Source organism: Streptomyces sp. NPDC015131, assembly GCF_043079975.1.
Classification (GTDB): domain Bacteria; phylum Actinomycetota; class Actinomycetes; order Streptomycetales; family Streptomycetaceae; genus Streptomyces.
On record NZ_JBIBVB010000003.1, the window covers coordinates 469,285 to 489,634 of the forward strand.

Annotated in this window: 16 protein-coding genes; 10 read left to right on the forward strand and 6 right to left on the reverse strand. The window is 73.6% G+C overall.

Annotation, left to right across the window (positions count from 1 at the left end; translation table 11 throughout):
• Positions 1-27: 27 nt before the first annotated feature.
• Complete coding sequence (locus ACF08D_RS13480) at positions 28-633, reverse strand: DUF4245 domain-containing protein (protein ID WP_392223186.1); 606 nt, start codon at positions 631-633, stop codon at positions 28-30.
• Between the two features lie 136 nt (positions 634-769).
• Between ACF08D_RS13480 and glpX the strand changes: the two genes are divergently transcribed.
• Complete coding sequence (gene glpX / locus ACF08D_RS13485) at positions 770-1,801, forward strand: class II fructose-bisphosphatase (protein ID WP_392222749.1); 1,032 nt, start codon at positions 770-772, stop codon at positions 1,799-1,801.
• Positions 1,802-2,006: 205 nt separating this feature from the next.
• On the opposite strand, the gene ACF08D_RS13490 is transcribed toward glpX, so the two are convergent.
• Both ACF08D_RS13490 and ACF08D_RS13495 read right to left on the reverse strand, forming a co-directional pair.
• On the reverse strand, positions 2,007-2,381 hold the full coding sequence (locus ACF08D_RS13490) for a WhiB family transcriptional regulator (RefSeq protein ID WP_392222750.1): 375 nt from the start codon (positions 2,379-2,381) through the stop codon (positions 2,007-2,009).
• Positions 2,382-2,520: 139 nt separating this feature from the next.
• Entirely contained in the window at positions 2,521-3,192 is a 672-nt protein-coding gene (locus ACF08D_RS13495) for a DUF1707 domain-containing protein (protein ID WP_392222751.1), read from the reverse strand.
• A gap of 225 nt (positions 3,193-3,417) precedes the next feature.
• On the opposite strand from ACF08D_RS13495, the gene ACF08D_RS13500 reads away from it, so the two are divergent.
• Complete coding sequence (locus tag ACF08D_RS13500; protein ID WP_392222752.1) at positions 3,418-5,109, forward strand: fumarate hydratase; 1,692 nt, start codon at positions 3,418-3,420, stop codon at positions 5,107-5,109.
• A 142-nt stretch (positions 5,110-5,251) separates the two neighbouring features.
• Here the strand turns inward: ACF08D_RS13500 and ACF08D_RS13505 are convergent, their stop codons facing one another.
• Positions 5,252-6,802, reverse strand: coding sequence for a ricin-type beta-trefoil lectin domain protein (locus tag ACF08D_RS13505; protein ID WP_392222753.1), 1,551 nt, complete (start codon positions 6,800-6,802; stop codon positions 5,252-5,254).
• Between the two features lie 106 nt (positions 6,803-6,908).
• Between ACF08D_RS13505 and ACF08D_RS13510 the strand changes: the two genes are divergently transcribed.
• From ACF08D_RS13510 to ACF08D_RS13520, 3 genes are all read left to right on the forward strand, one after another.
• Entirely contained in the window at positions 6,909-8,387 is a 1,479-nt protein-coding gene (locus ACF08D_RS13510; protein WP_392222754.1) for a class II fumarate hydratase, read from the forward strand.
• A gap of 101 nt (positions 8,388-8,488) precedes the next feature.
• Positions 8,489-9,178 (forward strand): DUF402 domain-containing protein, encoded by a 690-nt coding sequence (locus ACF08D_RS13515; RefSeq protein WP_392222755.1) that lies wholly within the window; start codon positions 8,489-8,491, stop codon positions 9,176-9,178.
• A gap of 235 nt (positions 9,179-9,413) precedes the next feature.
• Positions 9,414-11,537 (forward strand): SpoIIE family protein phosphatase, encoded by a 2,124-nt coding sequence (locus ACF08D_RS13520; RefSeq protein WP_392222756.1) that lies wholly within the window; start codon positions 9,414-9,416, stop codon positions 11,535-11,537.
• A 91-nt stretch (positions 11,538-11,628) separates the two neighbouring features.
• Here ACF08D_RS13520 and ACF08D_RS13525 read toward each other — a convergent pair whose 3' ends face one another.
• Positions 11,629-13,902, reverse strand: coding sequence for a transglycosylase domain-containing protein (locus ACF08D_RS13525; RefSeq protein ID WP_392222757.1), 2,274 nt, complete (start codon positions 13,900-13,902; stop codon positions 11,629-11,631).
• Between the two features lie 255 nt (positions 13,903-14,157).
• Here ACF08D_RS13525 and ACF08D_RS13530 point away from each other — a divergent pair, with 255 nt between their 5' ends.
• From ACF08D_RS13530 to ACF08D_RS13550, 5 genes are all read left to right on the forward strand, one after another.
• Positions 14,158-15,102: an SPFH domain-containing protein gene (locus ACF08D_RS13530; RefSeq protein WP_392222758.1), complete on the forward strand. Its 945-nt coding sequence runs from the start codon at positions 14,158-14,160 to the stop codon at positions 15,100-15,102.
• Positions 15,048-15,392, forward strand: coding sequence for a hypothetical protein (locus tag ACF08D_RS13535; protein WP_392223187.1), 345 nt, complete (start codon positions 15,048-15,050; stop codon positions 15,390-15,392). The genes ACF08D_RS13530 and ACF08D_RS13535 overlap by 55 nt, the downstream gene beginning before the upstream one ends.
• Before the next feature lie 154 nt (positions 15,393-15,546).
• Positions 15,547-16,080 (forward strand): PadR family transcriptional regulator, encoded by a 534-nt coding sequence (locus ACF08D_RS13540; RefSeq protein WP_392222759.1) that lies wholly within the window; start codon positions 15,547-15,549, stop codon positions 16,078-16,080.
• Positions 16,077-16,754, forward strand: a complete 678-nt coding sequence (locus ACF08D_RS13545) for an ABC transporter ATP-binding protein (RefSeq protein WP_392222760.1) — start codon at positions 16,077-16,079, stop codon at positions 16,752-16,754. Before ACF08D_RS13540 ends, ACF08D_RS13545 begins: the two co-directional genes overlap by 4 nt.
• A 199-nt stretch (positions 16,755-16,953) precedes the next feature.
• Complete coding sequence (locus ACF08D_RS13550) at positions 16,954-19,275, forward strand: ABC transporter permease (protein ID WP_392222761.1); 2,322 nt, start codon at positions 16,954-16,956, stop codon at positions 19,273-19,275.
• A 5-nt stretch (positions 19,276-19,280) separates the two neighbouring features.
• Here the strand turns inward: ACF08D_RS13550 and ACF08D_RS13555 are convergent, their stop codons facing one another.
• Positions 19,281-20,231 (reverse strand): hydrogen peroxide-inducible genes activator, encoded by a 951-nt coding sequence (locus ACF08D_RS13555; RefSeq protein ID WP_392222762.1) that lies wholly within the window; start codon positions 20,229-20,231, stop codon positions 19,281-19,283.
• Positions 20,232-20,350 lie beyond the last annotated feature (119 nt).

Here is a 20,350-nt window from a genome sequence, read left to right on the forward strand (position 1 = left end):
CCGGGGCCGCCGTCGTACGCGTACCGCCTACGCCCTGCCCGCGGAGGCCGGGGACGAAGGAGCCGGAGCCGATGGGGCCGGGGACGCGGGGGCCGGGGACGACGGGGTGTTGGACGGGGCCCGCTCGGCCGGCCGGAGCGCCGACGCCATCCGCGCCAGCTGCTCGTGCGTCGCCGTACCGGTCACCACCGTGGTCACGCCCTTGTCGCGCAGCACCAGCGCGTCGTACTTGGGGCCCTCCCAGCGCTGCCAGGCCCGGCCGCCCACCTGGTGCGTCCGGCCGGTGTCCCTGGCCTCGTGGGTCACGTCGGAGATGTACTTGCCGGCCGCCGCGGTCGACTGCTCCACCGCCACGTACTGCCGGTCCGGGGTCAGGAAGCCCAGGTGCCAGGCGTCGCCCTCCTGGCGGTCGTACGCGACCGAGGTCGGCATCCAGTCCTCGGCGAGCCCCTGCGGCGCCAGCACCGGGTAGGGCGCGGCGCGCTGCGCCGTCACCAGCTCGACCCGGTAGTCGACCGGCTTGATCGGGTCCGCCTTCTCGTCGTGCGGGATGAAGAGATACATCACACCCGCCGCGGCGCAGATGACCGCCATCGACTGGATCATCCCGCGCACTGTCTGCTTGCCACGCATACCTGCCACGCCCCCTATGGTCGCATCAGCACCGGCTGCTCATACGTGGGCCCCTCTGCTCAATATGTCGACCTACCGATAGAGTCACAGCACCCTCTTCACTTGCGGCCGTCGCCGTACAGAAAGGTGCGTTCCGATGACCGACAATCATCTGCCGTCCGAGCTCGAGGTCTCTCCCGAGGCTCCCGACCGCAACCTCGCCCTGGAGCTGGTCCGGGTGACCGAGGCCGCCGCCATGGCCGCCGGCCGCTGGGTCGGCCGCGGCGACAAGAACGGCGCCGACGGCGCGGCGGTACGGGCCATGCGGACCCTCGTGTCCACCGTGTCGATGAACGGCGTCGTGGTGATCGGTGAGGGCGAGAAGGACGAGGCCCCGATGCTGTTCAACGGCGAGCGGGTCGGCGACGGCACCGGCGCCGAGTGCGACATCGCCGTGGACCCGATCGACGGCACCACGCTGACCGCGAAGGGCATGCCCAACGCGATCGCCGTGCTGGCCGCCGCCGACCGCGGCACCATGTTCGACCCGTCCGCGGTCTTCTACATGGACAAGCTGGTCACCGGCCCGGAAGCCGCCGACTACGTCGACATCAACGCCCCGGTGTCCGTGAACATCCGCCGCGTCGCCAAGGCGAAGCACTCGTCCCCCGAGGACGTCACCGTCGTCATCCTGGACCGCCCGCGCCACGAGGGCATCGTCAAGGAGATCCGCGAGACGGGCGCGCGCATCAGGTTCATCTCGGACGGCGACGTGGCCGGTTCGATCATGGCGGTGCGCGAGGGCACGGGCGTGGACCTGCTGATGGGCATCGGCGGTACGCCCGAGGGCATCATCAGCGCCTGCGCGATCAAGTGCCTGGGCGGGGTGATCCAGGGCAAGCTGTGGCCCAAGGACGACGAGGAGCGGCAGCGCGCGCTCGACGCCGGCCACGACCTGGACCGCGTCCTGTCGACCAACGACCTGGTCAGCGGGGACAACGTGTTCTTCGTGGCGACCGGCATCACGGACGGCGAGCTGCTGCGCGGGGTGCGCTACCGCGCCGAGACGGCGACCACCTCGTCGCTGGTCATGCGCTCGAAGTCCGGCACGATCCGCCAGATCGACTCCACGCACCGGCTGTCGAAGCTGCGCGCGTACAGCCAGATCGACTTCGACCGCGCGAAGTAGCCGGCGCCGGCCCGACCGGAACGGCACGCACGAGCGCGGTACGTACGAGCACGGCACGCACGAGCGCGGTACGTACGAGCACGGCGTACACGAGCACGGCACGTACGAGCACGGCACGCACAAGCGCGGTGTGTACGAGCGCGGCATGCACGAGGGGCGCCCCCATGTGCGGTGGGGGCGCCCCTTCGTCGTGTCCGCTCGCGGGTCAGCCGGCGGCGGCGATCTGCGGGCCGGTCGACGCGGCCTTCTTCAGCTCCACCTCGCGCCTCCTGCGCCGGGCCAGCACCACGCGCCGCTCGGCCGCCGTCAGGCCGCCCCACACGCCGTACGGCTCGGGCTGGAGCAGCGCGTGCTCCCGGCACTCGATCATGACGGGGCAGCGGGCGCAGACCCGTTTCGCGGCCTCCTCACGCGCCAGCCGGGCGGCCGTGGGCTCCTTGGACGGCGCGAAGAACAGGCCCGCTTCGTCCCGGCGGCACACCGCCTCCGTGTGCCACGGTCCGGCCTCGTCCTCCCGCGCCGGAAGGCGCGGGGAGGTGGCGGCGGCGACCTGGAGACGCTGAGGCGGCAGTTGCAGCACGGTCTACTCCTGACGACGGCTGAGGCTTCGCGAGCGAGAGACGATGCAGCAAGCCCTACCCGCTGTGCGCGCTCCTATGCACTGCGTGGCGCTCCGGTGCGCACCCGGCGTCCCGACCGGCCGGAACGCCGCCCGAACCTCAACCGCCCATGTGCTTACGGAGTTTGGCGTGCAGGTCCGCGATGCGCTTGCCGCGCTTGGGGCGGGCCTCGACGGCGCCGAAGACCGCGAAGCCGTTGACGACGACGACCGGCGCCTCGGGGTCGGCGGCCTCCAGCGGCTCGACCTCGAAGGCCCCGAAGACCGCCGAGCCGTCGCCGCGCAGGGTCACGTTCTCCGGGACGCGGACCTCCACGGCGCCGAAGACCGACGTCGCGTCGATGGTGGTGAGGCGCTGGGTGAAGACGGCCTCAGTCAGGTCGATCTCGACGCTGCCGAAAACCGCGAAGGCCCTGGTCCGCCGCCCGACACGGCGGCGGCCCCGGCGGGTGGCGCTGGAGAAGAAGGCGAACAGCCGGTCCGCCGGGGCGGTGCTGTCCTCGTCGGCGTACGCGTACGCGTCCGACGGCCGCGCCCCCCGCTCCGGGTGGGGGCGGGCGGCGGGCAGGTCCCGGACGAGGGGTTCCAGCTCGCCGAGCGTCTTGGCCCGGTAGACGGCGTCCACCCGCTCCCCGTGCTCCTCGGCGTCGATCCGGCCCTCCGCGAGGGCCTCGCGGAGGATGTCCGCGATCCGGTCCCGGTCGGCGTCGGAGGCCCGCAGGGCGGGTTCGGCGGGCGCGAACGGCTTCTGGGGCTGCTTTTCGAGGTCCACGGCCGTAGCGTAGCGAAACGCGATACATCGCGACTAGGCCCCGGACGGGCGAGGCCGAGAGGCCACCGACGGCAGGCCCCGGGTGTCCACCCGACGAACCGGCGCACTGGCGCCCGGTAACTGAGCCTTACCTCACAGGATGGGGCGGCTCCGGGCGTTCTACGCTTGTGGGCGCGCTCGCCAATGGAGGCGGCGCCGCCGTCTGCCGAGTGAGGAATGGCCGCAATGCCCCCTGTCTCCCGCCCGACCAACCCCGCGTTCCAGTACTCCGACCTGCTCCCGCTGGGAGAGGACACCACGCCCTACCGCCTGGTGACGACCGAGGGGGTCTCCACCTTCGAGGCCGGCGGCCGGACGTTCCTGAAGGTCGAGCCGGAGGCGCTGCGCAGGCTCGCCGAGGAGGCGATCCACGACATCCAGCACTACCTCCGCCCCGCGCACCTGGCGCAGCTGCGCAGGATCATCGACGACCCGGAGGCGTCGGGCAACGACAAGTTCGTGGCGCTCGACCTGCTCAAGAACGCCAACATCGCGGCGGCCGGGGTGCTGCCCATGTGCCAGGACACCGGCACGGCGATCGTGATGGGCAAGCGCGGCCAGCACGTCCTCACCGAGGGCGAGGACGAGAAGGCCCTGTCGCGCGGCGTCTTCGACGCGTACCAGAACCTCAACCTGCGCTACTCGCAGATGGCCCCGCTCACCATGTGGGAGGAGAAGAACACCGGCTCCAACCTCCCGGCGCAGATCGAGCTATACGCGACGGACGGCGGCGCGTACAAGTTCCTGTTCATGGCGAAGGGCGGCGGCTCCGCCAACAAGTCCTTCCTGTACCAGGAGACCAAGGCGGTCCTCAACGAGTCCTCCATGATGAAGTTCCTGGAGGAGAAGATCCGCTCCCTCGGTACGGCCGCCTGCCCGCCGTACCACCTCGCGATCGTCGTCGGCGGCACCTCGGCGGAGTTCGCCCTGAAGACGGCGAAGTACGCCTCGGCGCACTACCTGGACGAGCTGCCCTCCGAGGGCTCGGAGCTGGGCCACGGCTTCCGTGACGAGGAGCTGGAGAAGAAGGTCTTCGAGCTGACGCAGAAGATCGGCATCGGCGCGCAGTTCGGCGGCAAGTACTTCTGCCACGACGTGCGCGTGGTGCGGCTGCCGCGCCACGGCGCCTCGCTGCCCGTGGCGATCGCCGTGTCCTGCTCCGCCGACCGCCAGGCCGTTGCCAAGATCACCGCCGAGGGCGTCTTCCTGGAGCAGCTGGAGACCGACCCGGCGCGCTTCCTGCCGGACACCACCGACGAGCAGCTGGACGCCGCCGGCGACGTGGTGCGCATCGACCTCAACCGGCCTATGGACGAGATCCTCGCCGAGCTCACCAAGCACCCGGTCAAGACGCGGCTGTCGCTGTCCGGCCCGCTGGTCGTGGCGCGCGACATCGCGCACGCCAAGATCAAGGAGCGGCTGGACGCCGGCGAGGAGATGCCGCAGTACCTCAAGGACCACCCGGTGTACTACGCCGGTCCGGCCAAGACCCCCGAGGGGTACGCCTCCGGCTCCTTCGGCCCGACGACGGCCGGCCGCATGGACTCCTACGTGGAGCAGTTCCAGGCGGCCGGCGGGTCCAGGGTCATGCTGGCCAAGGGCAACCGCAGCAAGCAGGTCACGGACGCGTGCGGTACGCACGGCGGCTTCTACCTGGGCTCGATCGGCGGCCCGGCGGCCCGGCTGGCCCAGGACTGCATCAAGAAGGTCGAGGTCGTCGAGTACGAGGAGCTCGGCATGGAGGCGGTCTGGAAGATCGAGGTCGAGGACTTCCCGGCGTTCATCGTGGTGGACGACAAGGGCAACGACTTCTTCCAGGACCCGGCCCCCGCGCCGACCTTCACCTCCATCCCGGTGCGCGGCCCCGGCCTGGGCTGACGCTCCCCGCGTCACGCGTCACGCGTCACGCGTCACGCGCGCGTGGACCCGGTGCGGGTTCCGGGGCTCACGCGCGCGTGGACCCGGTCAGGATTCCGGGGTCCACGCGCGCGTGGCCGTACCGCGTGGCCGTACCGCCGCCTCAGGCGAACCGCTGCTTCGCCGTCCCGTCGCACGGCTGGAGCCGCAGCGGGTCCTTCGCCGCGCCCAGCGTCACGCACAGGCCGGTCGCCGCCGCCGGGCGGAGCGTCCCGGCCTGGCGGACGAACCGCTGGTGGGCGGCGCCCGAGCAGTTCCACACCACGAGGGCCCGGCCCGCCCGGTAGTCGGCGCCCGGTACGTCCAGGCACCGGTCGTGCGTCAGCGCCGTGTGGAGCGAGCCGCGCTCCCGGTCGTACCACCAGTCCTGGTTGCGGCCCCCGTGGCAGTCCCAGCCGCCGACGGCCGTGCCGTTGCGGCTGACCGACCCCGCCACGTCCACGCAGGTGCCGGTGGCCTCACCGCGCAGCGGAACGAACATGTCGTCCCAGGCGCCCGGCACCAGCACCGGGCGGCCGGTCGAGGCCGGGTCGGCGCAGCTCGCCTCACGCACACCCGCCTCGTACAGCTGGGTCAGACAGGAGGCGAAGGCCGCGTGCCCGGCGGCGTTCGGGTGGAAGGACTGGCGCACCGAGTTGGCGTCCGGCAGACCGGGCTTGGACAGGTCGATGTACAGGCCGCGCGCCCAGGTGTCCTCCATGCAGACCTCGTGCCCGTGGAAGAGCCGGGAGTTGTCGAGGTAGACGGCCCCGGTGTTCGCCGCGGCGCGCCGCATCCCGCGTTCGAAGGCGGGTACGGCGGTGTCGCGGCCCCAGACGGTGTCGGAGTCGTACCCGAGCCCTCCGCAGACGAGCTTGCCGGGGAAGTTCGGGTTGTCGCGGAAGTCGGGTCCGATGGGGCTCGGGTAGCCCATGACGACGAGCTTGTAGTCGCCGTCGGCGTACCCGGCGTCGCGCATCACCGTGCGCAGGTCGCGCACGGTCTGCTCGACCTTGGGCACGAGCGCGTCGACCCGGGCCTGCCAGCCGGCGGCGTACTTCGGCTCGCACGGGCCCTGGAGGGTGAGGTAGCGGGTGACGCAGTCGGTCATGACGGGGCCGAACTGGAGGTCGTCGTTGGCGCCGGCCACCAGCAGGACCATCTTCACGCGCGTGTTGCGGGCCTTGATGGCGAGGCTGTCGCTCTGGACCAGCTCGTCGGCGTACTGCTTGCCGCCGCCGATGCGGATGTTGCCCGTCGACGCGCCGGAGCAGGCGACGTTGTAGGTGACGTCGGCGGGGATGCCGGTGCGGTGGACGGCGGCCTGCGGGGAGCGGTGGCACCAGTTGTCGGGGCCGTTGGTCGGCGGCTCGTAGGTGCCCACGCCCTCGCCGGAGATCTCGCTGTCGCCCAGCGAGACGAGGCCGGTCTTCCGCTCGGCGAGCGGCCGTTCGGCGGGGGAACCGTACAGCGCGGTCGCCTCGGCGGCGCGGACGGCCTCCAGCTCGGGCGGGAGGGGTACGGATGCGGTGGTACGGGGAGGGCCGGCGGGGTCCGCCGCGGCCCGGGCGGTCGTCCCGAGGGTGGTCGTGGTGCCGAGGGTGGTCGCGAGGACGGCCGCCGCCACGAGCGTACGGCGGAGTCCGAACCCGGCTCTGGTACCGGTGCGCCTCATCGCGCCTCCTGGAAGTGGGGTTACCCACGGTTTTTACTGATCGGTAGACATCTTGGGAATACGCGGAACGAGACAAGTGCTCAGTGTGTGCGGGAGGTTTGACGACATGACGGACCAGAGCGGCCCCGGGGACACCACGGACTCCACGGGCCGGACGGACTCCACGGACCGGGCGGAACAGGACGTGGCCGGCGGGACGGACCACCGGATCGAGCACGACTCCATGGGAGAGGTGCGCGTCCCGGCCCGGGCCAAGTGGCGCGCCCAGACCCAGCGGGCGGTGGAGAACTTCCCGGTGTCGGGCCGGCGCCTGGAGCGGGCCCACATCGAGGCGCTGGCCCGGATCAAGGCCGCCGCCGCGAAGGTCAACGCGGAGCTGGGCGTGCTGGACGAGGAGCGGGCCGCCGCGATCCGGGAGGCCGCGGCGGAGGTCGCGGAGGGCCGCTGGGACGAGCACTTCCCGGTCGACGTCTTCCAGACCGGCTCCGGCACCTCGTCCAACATGAACATGAACGAGGTGCTGGCCACCCTGGCCGGCGAGCGGCTCGGCCGCCCGGACGGCGTGCACCCCAACGACCACGTCAACGCGTCCCAGTCGTCCAACGACGTCTTCCCCTCCTCCATCCACATTGCCGCCACCGCCGCCGTGCTCCGCGACCTGGTCCCGGCGCTGGAGCACCTGGCCGCCGCCCTGGAGCGGAAGTCGGCCGAGTTCGCGGACGTGGTCAAGTCCGGGCGTACACATCTGATGGACGCCACACCGGTGACGCTGGGCCAGGAGTTCGGCGGGTACGCGGCCCAGATCCGGTACGGCGTGGAGCGGCTGCGCGCCTCGCTGCCGCGCCTGGCCGAGCTGCCGCTGGGCGGCACGGCGGTGGGCACCGGCATCAACACCCCGCCCGGCTTCTCCGCGGCCGTCATCGCCGAGGTCGCCGCCGCGACCGGGCTGCCGCTGACGGAGGCCCGCGACCACTTCGAGGCGCAGGGCGCGCGCGACGGCCTGGTCGAGACGTCCGGGCAGCTCCGTACGATCGCGGTGTCCCTCACCAAGATCTGCAACGACCTGCGGTGGATGGCGTCCGGGCCGCGCACCGGGCTCGCCGAGATCCGCCTGCCCGACCTCCAGCCCGGCTCCTCGATCATGCCCGGCAAGGTCAACCCGGTGATCCCCGAGGCGGTGCTGATGGTCGCCGCGCAGGTCACCGGGAACGACGCCACGGTCGCGGCGGCAGGCGCCGCCGGGAACTTCGAGCTGAACGTGATGCTCCCGGTGATCGCCAGGAACCTGCTGGAGTCGATCCGGCTGCTGGCCAACGCCTCGCGCCTGCTGGCGGACCGTACGGTCGACGGGATCACCGCGGACGCGGAGCGGGCGCGGGAGTACGCCGAGTCCTCGCCGTCCGTCGTGACCCCGCTGAACAAGTACCTCGGCTACGAGGAGGCGGCGAAGGTCGCCAAGAAGTCGCTGGAGCAGCGCAGGACCATCCGCGAGGTCGTCCTCGGCGAGGGGTACGTGGAGCGGGGCGCCCTGACGCTGGAGCAGCTCGACGAGGCCCTGGACGTCCTGCGGATGACCCGGCCCTGACCCGGTTCCCCCGCGCCTCCGGCCCGGGCGCCCGTCCCTCCCGTCCGCGGCGGGGCGGGCGGCGCGGCCCCGGCCCCGGCGCCCGGTTCTAAGATCTGCGCATGACAGCCGAGACGACGACAGGGAGAGCGGCGCGCGCCGGGGGCGCGCGCTGGGCGCCGGGGGCCCGCATCCTGTGGCGCTACCGCGACAACGGCGGCGGTCACATCCACATCTGCCGCCCGGTGACCGTCGTCCAGGACACCGACGACCTGCTCGCGGTGTGGATGGCGCCGGGCACCGAGTGCGTCAAGCCGGTGCTGGCCGACGGCACGCCCGTGCACGAGGAGCCGCTCGCCACCCGGTACACCGCCCCGCGCACCACCGTGCGCACCCGGTGGGAGGGGACCGGGGTGCTCAAGCTGGCCCGGCCGGGCGAGCCGTGGTCGGTGTGGCTGTTCTGGGACCACGGCTGGCGGTTCCGGAGCTGGTACGTCAACCTGGAGGAGCCGCACACCCGATGGGTGGATGGAGTGGACTCCGAGGATCATTTTCTGGACATCTCGGTGTTCCCGGACCGCAGTTGGCTGTGGCGGGACGAGGACGAGTTCGCGCAGGCGCAGGCGTGCGGCCTGATGGGGCCCGCGCAGGCCCGGCGGGTGCGGGAGGCCGGGCGCGCGGCGGTGGAGGTGATCCGGGCCTGGGGGGCGCCGTTCGCGGACGGCTGGGAGCACTGGCGGCCCGACCCGGAGTGGGAGATTCCGGACTTGCCCGCGGACTGGGATCGCACCCCGGCGCACACGGCTCCGTGAGACCCTTGATGCGCCCCTGGGGTGCAAACGTAGGATCGTCCTCCGCACATTCGCGGAGCAGTAACGACTGAGCAGAGACCAGGAACTGACCGTAAGTCATCCATGAGGGGGGTGGAGCCGTGCCTGATCCGTGCCCGGATCCGTCATCCCTTGTCGACGCCGCCCTCAGAGCGGGTATAGCGCCTGACAGAGCGATCGCCTCGCATCACCGGCCCGGACGGACGGAATCCCACGCGTGACGGAGCATCCCACCTCCCACGAAGGCCGGCAGCCCCTCGCTGCCCGGCCGCAGGAACGCACCCGGCCGCGGCAGGAGACGCCCCCGTCCTCCGCCGTGCCGCCGCCGGCGCCCGCGCCCGCGGGCGGGCCGGCACGCGGAGCGTCGGGACCGCGCGGGGCGTCGGGGCGCGGCAGCGGCGCGTCGGCGCACGCCGGCGGTGCGGGGCACTCCGGCGCGGCCCCCGGCTCCGGCCGGGGCAACGGCCGCGGCTCCGGGCCGGGCGGCCCGCCGGGTGGGCTGCCCGCGCAGGGCGGGGCGGGCCGGGGCGGTGGCGGTTCCGGGGGCCGGGGCCAGGGCCCGGGCGGGCCGGCCGGTCCGGCGGGCGCCTCCGGCGGGGGCGCGCCGGGCGGTCAGGAGCCGGCGGTCGTCGCCCGGCGCGAGGGCGACCGGCTGCGCTTCGTGGGCGCCGCCACCCGCCGGGTCGCCCGGGGCATCGACCTGGACGAGATCGTGCTGGGCCTGTGCCGGGCCACGGTGCCCACCTTCTCCGACGCCATCCTGGTGTACCTCCGCGACCCGCTGCCGGTCGGCGACGAGCGTCCGGTCGACCCGTTCGTCCTGCGTCTGCGCCGTACCGACCGGCTGCGTTTAACGGAGGACGAGTCCGAGCTGGGGCTCTCCGCCGCCGCCGCCGACGCCGAGACCGATCTCGACCTGGGCCCGGCGGCCGAGTTGTGCGAGATCCGGGCCGGCGGCGCGCTGGCCGAGGTGCTGCGGGGCGTCCGCCCGGTCTTCGGCGACTCGGCGGCGGCCCGCGCGGCCCTGCCCGAGCTGCTCGGCGACGGCCGCTGCGTACCGTCCGGGCACCGGGCGATCCTGGCGCCGCTGCGCGGCCGGCGCCGGGTGATCGGCGCGGCCGTGTTCCTGCGCCGCCCGGACCGGCCCCCGTTCGAGCCGAACGACCTGCTGGTGGCGGCGCAGCTGGCCACGCACACGGCGCTCGGGATCGACAAGGCGGTGCTGTACGGGCGTGAGGCGTACATCGCCGACGAGCTCCAGCGCACCATGCTGCCCGAGAACCTGCCGCAGCCGACCGGGGTGAAGCTCGCCTCGCGCTACCTCCCGGCGGCGGAGACGGCGCGGGTGGGCGGCGACTGGTACGACGCGATCCCGCTGCCGGGCAGCCGGGTCGCGCTGGTCGTGGGCGACGTGATGGGCCACTCCATGACGTCCGCCGCGATCATGGGCCAGCTGCGCACCACCGCGCAGACCCTCGCCGGGCTCGACCTGCCGCCGCAGGAGGTGCTGCACCACCTCGACGAGCAGGCCCAGCGACTCGGCGAGAACCGCATGGCGACCTGCCTGTACGCGGTCTACGACCCGGTCGCGCACCGCATCACCATCGCCAACGCGGGCCACCCGCCGCCGATACTGCTCCACCTCGGCGGCCGGGCGGAGGTGCTGCGCGTCCCGCCGGGCGCGCCCATCGGCGTGGGCGGGGTGGACTTCGAGGCGGTCGAGCTGGACGCCCCGGCCGGGGCGACGCTGCTGCTCTACACCGACGGGCTGGTGGAGTCCCGGCTGCGGGACGTGTGGACGGGCATAGAGCAGCTCAGGGAGCGGCTCGCGGCGACCGCCCAGCTGACCGGCCCGGACCACTCGCCCCCGCTGGAGGCGCTGTGCGACGACGTGCTGGACATGCTCGGGCCGGGCGACCGGGACGACGACATCGCGCTGCTGGCCGCCCGGTTCGACGGGATCGCGCCGAGCGACGTCGCCTACTGGTTCCTGGAACCGGAGGAGCAGGCGCCCGGCCGGGCGCGGCGGCTGGCGCGGCGGGCGCTGGCCCGCTGGGGCCTGGAGGAGCTGTCGGACAGCGTCGAGCTGCTGGTGAGCGAGGTGGTCACCAATGCCGTGCGGTACGCGGAACGGCCGGTGACGCTGCGGCTGCTGCGCACGGACGTGCTGCGGTGCGAGGTCGGTGACGACTCGCCGCAGCTGCCGCGCCAGCGCCGGGCGCGGGACACCGACGAGGGCGGGCGCGGGCTGTTCCTGGTGAACCGGCTGGCCCGGCGGTGGGGCGCGACCCGGCTGTCGACGGGCAAGGTCGTCTGGTTCGAGCTGCCGACGCGCCTCTGAGGCACGCCGCGCCCCCGGTACGACGACGGTGGCCGGGCCCCGGTGAAGGGGCCCGGCCACCGTCGTCGTATGCGCTGATGTACGAGGGGCGTCAGGGCCGCACCGGGTCGAGGCCGCCCTGGTCGCCGCCGCCCGGGTCGCCGGTCGGTTCGCCGCCGCCGTCGTCGCCGCCGGTGGCGCCGCCCTGGTCGCCGCCGTCGGTCGGCTCGCCGGTCGGGGTCTGGGTGGGCGTCGGGGTCGTCGGCGTGTCGGTGGGCCGGGACGGCGTCCGCGTCGGGGTGGTCGGCTCCTCGGTGGGCTCCTCGGTCTCGGTGGGCTCCTCCGTGGGCGACTCCGTCTCGGTCGGCTCCTCGGTGGGCTCCTCCGTCTCGGTGGGCTCCGGCGGGGCGGTCTCGGCCAGGTCCAGGTCGAACCGGGCGTCGGAGCCGCCGTCGAGGGCGCCGAGGGTGTAGTCGGCCCAGATCCGGGCGGGGAAGCCACCGCCGTTGGCGCGGCCGGAGTTGGCGGTGCCGGTGAGGGTGACCTGCCTGCCCTTCTCGGCGTCCTCGCCGAAGAGGGCGACGACCGTGGTGAGTTCGGGGGTGTACCCGGCGAACCAGGCCGACTTGTTGTTCTCCGAGGTGCCGGTCTTGCCCGCCGCCTGGTAGGCGGAGGTGTTGGCCTCGTGGCCCGAGCCGTTGCGGACGACACCGGTGAGGGCGGAGGTGACGGTGTCGGCGCTCTCCCGGCCGATGACCCGGTCGCCGACGGGCGCGTCCACCCGCTCGAAGGTGCGGTCCTTGTGCTCGGCGGACTTCACGATGGTCGGCGTGACCTTCTTGCCGTGGTTGTCGAGGGTGGCGTACACCCCCGCCATGTCCCAGGTGGAGGCGCCCATGGTGCCGAGCGACATCGCGGGCTGCTCGACGAAGCTCTCGTCGTCCTTCATGCCGAGGGCGAGGGCCGTCTTCTTCACCTTGGCCGGGTCGGCGTCCACGATCATCTGGGCGAAGACCGAGTTGATCGACTTGTTCATCGCCTCCTGGACGGTGACCGGGCCGTAGCTGCGGTTGTCCTCGTTCTCGGGGGCGAAGGCGGTCTCGCTGCCCTCGACGGGACGGCGGCTGGTGCCGTCGTAGACGGTGCCCAGTCCTATCTCGTCGCCGTTCTGGGTCCGGGCGCCGTTCTCCAGGGCGGAGGCGAAGACCAGGGGCTTGAACGTGGAGGCGGGCTGGTAGTCGCGGCGGGTGGCGTTGGACATCCAGTGCTCGGTGGCGCCGACGCCGCCGTACAGGGCGACCACGCTGCCGGTCTTCGGGTCGACCGAGGTGGCGCCGGCCTGGACGGTGGCGTCGACCTTGCTGTTCTTGCGGTCGAGCCGGTCCTCCAGTTGCTCCTCCACCGCCTTGACGAGCTTCTTCTGCCGCTTCTCGTCGATGTTGAGGGTGATGTTCCAGCCGCCGGCCTCGATGTCCTCCTCGCTGACGCCCTGCCGGATCATCTCCTGCTTGGCGGCGGCGACGAGGTAGCCGGTCTGGCCCTCCATGCCGGGCGCCGCCTTGGGCTTCTGCGGGACGTCGAACTTCTGGCCGGCGCGCGCGGACCGGTCGAGCCAGCCCTCCTCGACCATGTTGTCCAGGACGTAGTTCCAGCGCTCGGTGGCCAGCTTGCGGCCGGTGGGGGTGGCGTTGGACCAGTCGTACTGGTTGGGGGCCTGGAGCAGGGCGGCGAGGTACGCGCCCTGGGAGACCGTCAGCTTCGGGGCGTCGACGCCGTAGTACGCCTGGGCGGCGGCCTGGATGCCGTACGCGCCCCGGCCGTAGTAGCTGGTGTTCATGTACCCGGCGAGGATCTCGTCCTTGCTCATCCGCTGGTCGACCTTGAGGGAGATGACCATCTCCTTCAGCTTGCGGGTGACGGTCTGGTCCTGGTCCAGGTAGTAGTTCTTGACGTACTGCTGGGTGATGGTCGAGCCGCCCTGCTTGCCCTTGCCGGCCAGGGTGTTGAGGACACCGCGGGCGGTGCCCATGAAGTCGACGCCGGAGTCCTGGTAGAAGGTCTTGTTCTCGGCCGCGACGAACGCCTTCTCCACGTCGTCGGGGATCTTGTCCAGGCCGACGATCTCCCGGTTGACCTCACCGGTGCGGGCGAGGACCTTGCCGTTGCTGTACCGGTAGACGTTGCTCTGCATCGTCGCCTGGGCGTTGGCGGAGGGCACCGGGACGAGCAGGTAGATCACGTAGAAGGCACCCATGGTGAGCAGGCAGAGCCCGAGAAAGGTGCCCAGCAGTCTCTTCCAGGTGAAGAAGCGGCGTATGCCCCCGCCCTCGGTCTTCGCCCCGCGCGCCCCGCGTTCCCGCGCCTGTCGCGCTTTCGCTCGACCCATCGCTCCGTAGCTCCGCTCTGCTCATCTGTGCGAATCAGCTCAGCAAACTAACACCACGGGTGGCGACAAAGCTCAACGGATCCGGTCTTTTCCGGACGTGACAATGAGCACCCGCGTCAACGGAACCGACTCACCAGGGGTGCGAAGGGTTGCCGGAAGCGATAAAGTGATATCACTTTGCTAGGCGGTCGCGGAGGCTCACCACGTGTGGCTCCGGACCGCCGGCACCCGCACGGACGAGGGACGGGGACGATCATGACGAACACACCGGACAACCGCGGCACCCTGGCGGAGGACCTGCCCGAGATGCCCGAACCACGCGTGCGCGAGTTCGCCGCGCGCAGCATCGGCGGCGGCCTGGCCCTGCTCCTCGGCCTGGCCGGCCTGGCGGCGGGCGTCTGCCTGGTGGTGGCGGGCGGCGCCGCCGGCTCGTCGGGCGGGAAGGCGGCTCTGATCGCCGCCGGCGTCGTGCTGGTGATCGCCTCCTTCCTGGCGATGTGCGGGCTGAACATGGTGGCGCCGGGCGAGGCCCGGGTCGTCCAGCTCTTCGGCCGCTACCGGGGCACCGTCCGCACCGACGGCCTGCGCTGGGTCAACCCCTTCACCTCGCGGGCGAAGATCTCCACCCGGGTGCGCAACCACGAGACCGCCGTCCTCAAGGTCAACGACGCCTACGGCAACCCGATCGAGCTGGCCGCGGTGGTGGTGTGGAAGGTCGAGGACACCGCGCAGGCGATGTTCGAGGTCGACGACTTCCGGGTGTTCGTCTCCACGCAGACGGAGGCGGCGGTGCGCCACATCGCCATCGAGTACCCCTACGACGCCCACGACGAGGAGGAGCTGTCGCTGCGGGGCAACGCCGAGGAGATCACCGAGAAGCTGGCCGTCGAGCTCCACGCGCGCGTGAAGGCGGCGGGCGTCCGCATCGTCGAGTCGCGGTTCACCCACCTCGCGTACGCCCCGGAGATCGCCTCCGCGATGCTCCAGCGCCAGCAGGCCGGCGCGGTCGTCGCGGCCCGGCGGCAGATCGTGGAGGGCGCCGTCGGCATGGTCGAGGCGGCGCTGGACCGGCTGGAGGAGCGGGACATCGTGGAACTGGACCCGGAGCGCAAGGCCGCGATGGTCTCCAACCTGATGGTGGTGCTCTGCGGCGACCGGGCGGCGCAGCCGGTGCTGAACACGGGCACCCTGTACCAGTGACACCCCCGCCGGACCGCCGCCAGCGCAAGCAGGTGCTGCTGCGCCTCGACCCGGCGGTGTACGAGGCGCTGGCCCGCTGGGCGGCGGACGAGCTGCGCAGCGCCAACTCGCAGATCGAGTTCCTGCTGCGCAAGGCCCTCGCGGACGCGGGGCGCCTGCCGGCCGCGCCGGGCCCGCTGCCCCGCCGCGGCCGGCCCCCCAAGTCGCCGCCGCCGGAGACCCCGCCCGCGCACCCGCCGCCCCCGGAGACGTCCGGGCCCGCCCGGCCGGACGGCCCCCCGGCCGGCTGAGCGCACCGGGCACCGAGCACCGGGCACCGCCCATGGCCCCGCCCCCGGAGGGACGACCTCTCCGGGGGCGGGGCCTCTCCGGGGGCGGGGCCTTCACCGTGCCCCCACCGGCCCTGTATACGCCGGGTGTATACCGGCGTGTACGGTCGAGGGCATGTCCATCGGTCACACCCTCCTCGGGCTCCTGGAGTCCGGCCCGCGCCACGGCTACGACCTCAAGCGCGCCTTCGACGAGAAGTTCGGCCACGACCGGCCGCTGCACTACGGGCAGGTCTACTCGACCATGTCGCGGCTGCTGAGGAACGGGCTGGTCGAGGTGGAGGGCATCGAGCCCGGCGAGGGCCCGGATCGCAAGCGGTACGCGATCACCGGCGCCGGCGTCACCGATGTCGAGCGGTGGCTGGCCCAGGCGGAGAAGCCCGAGCCGTACCTCCAGTCCACCCTCTACACCAAGGTCGTCCTCGCGCTCCTCACCGGCCGCAGCGCCGCCGAGCTGCTCGACACCCAGCGCGCCGAGCATCTGCGGCTGATGCGGGAGCTGACCCGGCGCAAGCAGGACGGCGACCTCGCCGACCAGCTGATCTGCGACCACGCGCTGTTCCACCTGGAGGCCGACCTCCGCTGGCTGGAGCTGACCGCCGCCCGGCTCGGGCAGCTCGCCGAGGCCGTCGGGGGGACCGCCCGATGACCGCGCTGCTGAGCGCCGAGGGCGTCGGCAAGGCGTACGGCGCCACCCGGGCGCTCGTCGACGCGCGGATCGCCGTACGCGCCGGCGAGGTCGTCGCCGTGATGGGCCCCTCCGGCTCCGGCAAGTCGACCCTGCTGCACTGCCTGGCCGGCATCGTCCGCCCCGACACCGGGACCGTCACCTACGACGGCCGGGACGTCACCGCCATGTCCGACGCCGGACGCTCCGCGCTGCGCCGGGGCGACTTCGGGTTCGTGTTCCAGTTCGGGCAGCTCGTCCCGGAGCTGACCTGCGCCGAGAACGTGGCGCTGCCGCTGCGCCTGGGCGGCACGCGCCGCCGGCAGGCCGAGCGCCGTGCCGCCGAGTGGCTGGAGCGCCTGGAGGCGGCCGACGCCGGGGGCAAGCGCCCCGGCGAGGTCTCGGGCGGCCAGGCGCAGCGGGTCGCGGTGGCCCGCGCGCTGGTCACCGCGCCGCGCGTGGTCTTCGCCGACGAGCCGACGGGCGCCCTCGACTCGCTGAACGGCGAGCGGGTGATGCGGCTGCTGGGCGACGCCGCCCGGGACACCGGCGCGGCGGTGATCCTGGTCACGCACGAGGCGCGGGTGGCCGCGTACGCGGACCGCGAGGTGATCGTGCGCGACGGCCGGATACGCGACCTGGCGGCCACCGGATGACCCCGCGCCGCACCACCCCGCCCGAGGCCCCGCGCCGACCGTTGACCGACCGCCGCACCGGGACCGCCCGGAGCACCGCCCCGCCCGAGGCCCCGCACCGCAGCGGGTCCGCCCGCCGCACCGCCCGCCGATCCGCCCCGCCCGTGGCCCCGTACCGCACCGCACCGCCCGTGGCCCTCTCCCGTCCGCTGAGCGCGCCGTGATCCGGGACCTGCTGCTCGGCGCCCGGTTCGCGGTGACCGGCGGCCGGTCCGGCTGGGCGCGCACGCTGCTGACCGCGCTCGGGGTGGGCGCCGGGGTGGCCCTGCTCCTCGTGGCCGCCTCCGTACCGCATGTCCTCGACGGGCGCGACGCCCGGCACCAGGGCCGCGACCTGACCTCCGCCGAGAGCGAGGCTCCCCGCTCCGACCGCTCCTTCCTGTACGCGGCCACCTCCACGCGCTTCCACGACCGCACCGTGCGCGGGCTGCTGCTGCGCCCGGACGGACCGCACGCGCCCGCCCCGCCCGGGGTGGACGCGGTGCCGGGACCCGGCCGGATGGTGGTGTCCCCCGCACTCGCCCGGCTGCTCGACTCGCCCGAGGGCGCCCTGCTGAAGGAGCGCCTGCCGTACGAGATCGCCGGGCGCGTCGGGGACGCCGGGCTGGTCGGACCGGCCGAACTGGTCTACTACGCCCACGGCGCGGACCTCACGGAGGCCACCGCGGACGGCCGCGGCGACGGGTACGGCCACAACGTCGGCGCCGCCCGGCCCTCCAGCGCCTTCCTGTCGCTGCTCGTCGTGGTGGCGTGCGTGGTGCTGCTGCTCCCGGTGCTGGTGTTCGTCGCGGCGGCCGCCCGGTTCGGCGGGGAGCGGCGCGACCGGCGGCTGGCCGCGCTGCGGCTCGTCGGGGCGGACGCCCGCGCCACGCGGCGGATCGCGGCGGGCGAGGCACTGGCCGGGGCGGTGCTGGGACTGGCGGCGGGCGCGGGGCTGTTCGCCGTGGCGCGGCGGTTCGCGGGGCGGGTGACGCTCTGGGACGTGAACGCATTCCCGGCCGATGTGGTGCCGGTGCCCGCGCTGGCCGCGCTGGTGGGCGTGGTGGTGCCGGTGTGCGCGGTGGTGGTGACGCTGGTGGCGCTGCGCGGGGTGGTGATCGAGCCGCTGGGGGTGGTGCGGCGGGCGGCGCCCCGGCCGCGCCGGGTGTGGTGGCGGCTGCTGCTGGTGGCCGCGGGCCTCGGGGTCCTGTTCGCCGCCGGGCCGGTGACCTTCGCGGAGACGTCGCTGGACGCGGTGCCGGTCGCGGCGGGCGCGCTGCTCGCGCTGACCGGGGTGACGGCGCTGCTGCCGTGGCTGGTCGAGCGGGTGGTCCGGTCGCTGCGGGGCGGCCCGGTGGCGTGGCAGCTCGCGGTGCGCAGGCTTCAGTTGAGCAGCGGTACGGCCGCGAGGGCGGTCAGCGGCATCGTGGTGGCGGCGGCCGGGGCGATCGCGCTGCAGATGCTGTTCGGGGCCGTGCAGAGCGACTTCATGCGGCCGACGCACATGGACGAGGCGCGGGCCCAGCTCGGGCTGCGGGCCGAGACCGCCACGGCGGGCGGGCCGCGTGACCTCGTCCGCGCGCTGTCGGCGGCGAAGGGCGTCACCGGGGTGGCCGCCGTGCTGGACGCGTCCGCGCGGCGCCCCGGCCCGCCGCGTACCGGTGAGGACTTCGCGCCGACCACCGCCCTCACGGTCGGCGACTGCCCCTCGCTGCGGGAGCTGGCCCGGCTGCCGTCGTGCGCGGACGGTGACGTGTTCATCGCGCGGACGCACGGCGGGGAGGGCCCGGACGACGCCTATCTGGCCGAGACGGCCCGCCCCGGCGTCCGGGTCGACCTGCGCGACGAGGGCGAGCGGCCGGTGCTGTGGCGCGTCCCGGACGGCGCCCGCACCGTGGAGGGGCGGCGCGACCCCATGGGGTGGCAGTCCTTCGGCATCCTCGCCACGCCCTCGGCGATCGACGCCGCCCGGCTCGACGCGCCGGCGACGGTCGCCTGGGTGCGGCTGGACCCGGCGGTGCCGGACGCCGCCGAGCACGCCCGCAACGCCGCGGCCCGGGTCAGCCCGCTGCTGCGGGTGGACACCCTCCAGAACCTGGAGCGGGACGAGCGGTTCACCAGCGTACGCCGGGGCGTCCTGGCCGCGGCGACGCTCACCATGGCGCTGGTCGCCCTCTCCCTGCTGGTGTCGACGGTGGAGCAGCTGCGCGACCGGAGGCGGCTGCTGTCGGTGCTGGTCGCCTTCGGTACGCGGCGCTCGACGCTGGCGTGGTCGGTGCTGTGGCAGACCGCCGTCCCGGTCGTCCTGGGCATGCTGCTGGCGGTCGCGGGCGGGCTGGGCGTGGGCGCGCTGCTGCTGCGGATGATCGGCAAGGGCATGACCGGCTGGGGCGCCGTCTGGCCGGTCGCCGGGGTCGGCGCGGCGCTGGTGGCGGCGGTGACGCTGCTGAGCCTGCCGCCGCTGTGGCGGATGATGCGCCCGGACGGCCTGCGCACCGAGTAGGGCGGTTACGCGTCGGGGCCGACGACCCGGACCGGCAGGGCCCGCATCGCCTCGCGCAGGGCGCCGGCCAGCTCCTCGAACTCGGCCTGCCGCGCCGCGCCCGTCCGCATGGCGAGCGCGACCCGCCGGGAGGGGGCCGGGTCGGCGAACCAGCCGGTCACCAGGTGGTCGGTGCGCCCGGTCTCCACGGTCACCGCGGTGCGCGGCAGCAGGGTGACCCCGAGGCCGCCCGCGACCAGCTGGACCAGGGTGGACAGGCCCGCCGCGGTGGTGGTGACGGCCGCGCCGTCCTCGCGGCCCGCCTCGCGGCAGATGTCGAGGGCCTGGTCGCGCAGGCAGTGGCCCTCGTCCAGGAGCAGCAGCCGCAGCTCGCGCAGCGCCTCGCGGGGGATGTCGGTGCGCCCGGCCAGCCGGTGGCCCTCGGGGGTGACGAGCACGAAGTCCTCGTCGAAGAGGGGGAGTTCGGTGACGCCGGGGACACCCAGCGGGACGGCGAGGAGGAGCAGGTCGAGCCGGCCCGCGGCCAGCCCCTCCAGCAGGGACGAGGTCTGCTCCTCGTGGACCTGGAGGTCGAGGTCGGGGTAGCGCTCGTGGACGAGCCGCAGCACGGTCGGCAGCAGGTAGGGCGCGACGGTCGGGATCACCCCGAGCCGCAGGACGCCGGTGAACGGGGCGTGCGCCGCCTCGGCCTCCTCCATCAGCTCGGCGACCGCGTCCAGGACGGCCCGGGTCCGGACGGCCAGGCGCTCCCCGGCCGGGGAGAGGAGCACTTTCCGTGTCGTACGCTCCAGCAACTGGACACCGAGTGCCTCTTCGAGCGCCGACACCGCGCCCGAGAGGGCGGGCTGGCTCATCCCGATCGCCGCTGCCGCGTCCCGGAAGTGCAGGTGCTCCGCGACGGCGGCGAACGCCCGGAGCTGGGCCAGACTGGGCTGCTTACCCTTATATATGGACACCACTGATAACCACCTTCGATCAACACGACCCACTCTAGCTATTTCACTGATCAATGCACGCCGTGCCATGCTGGGGCTCCGTCCAACCCCCACGGAAGACCTCAAAAGGGACTTCCCTG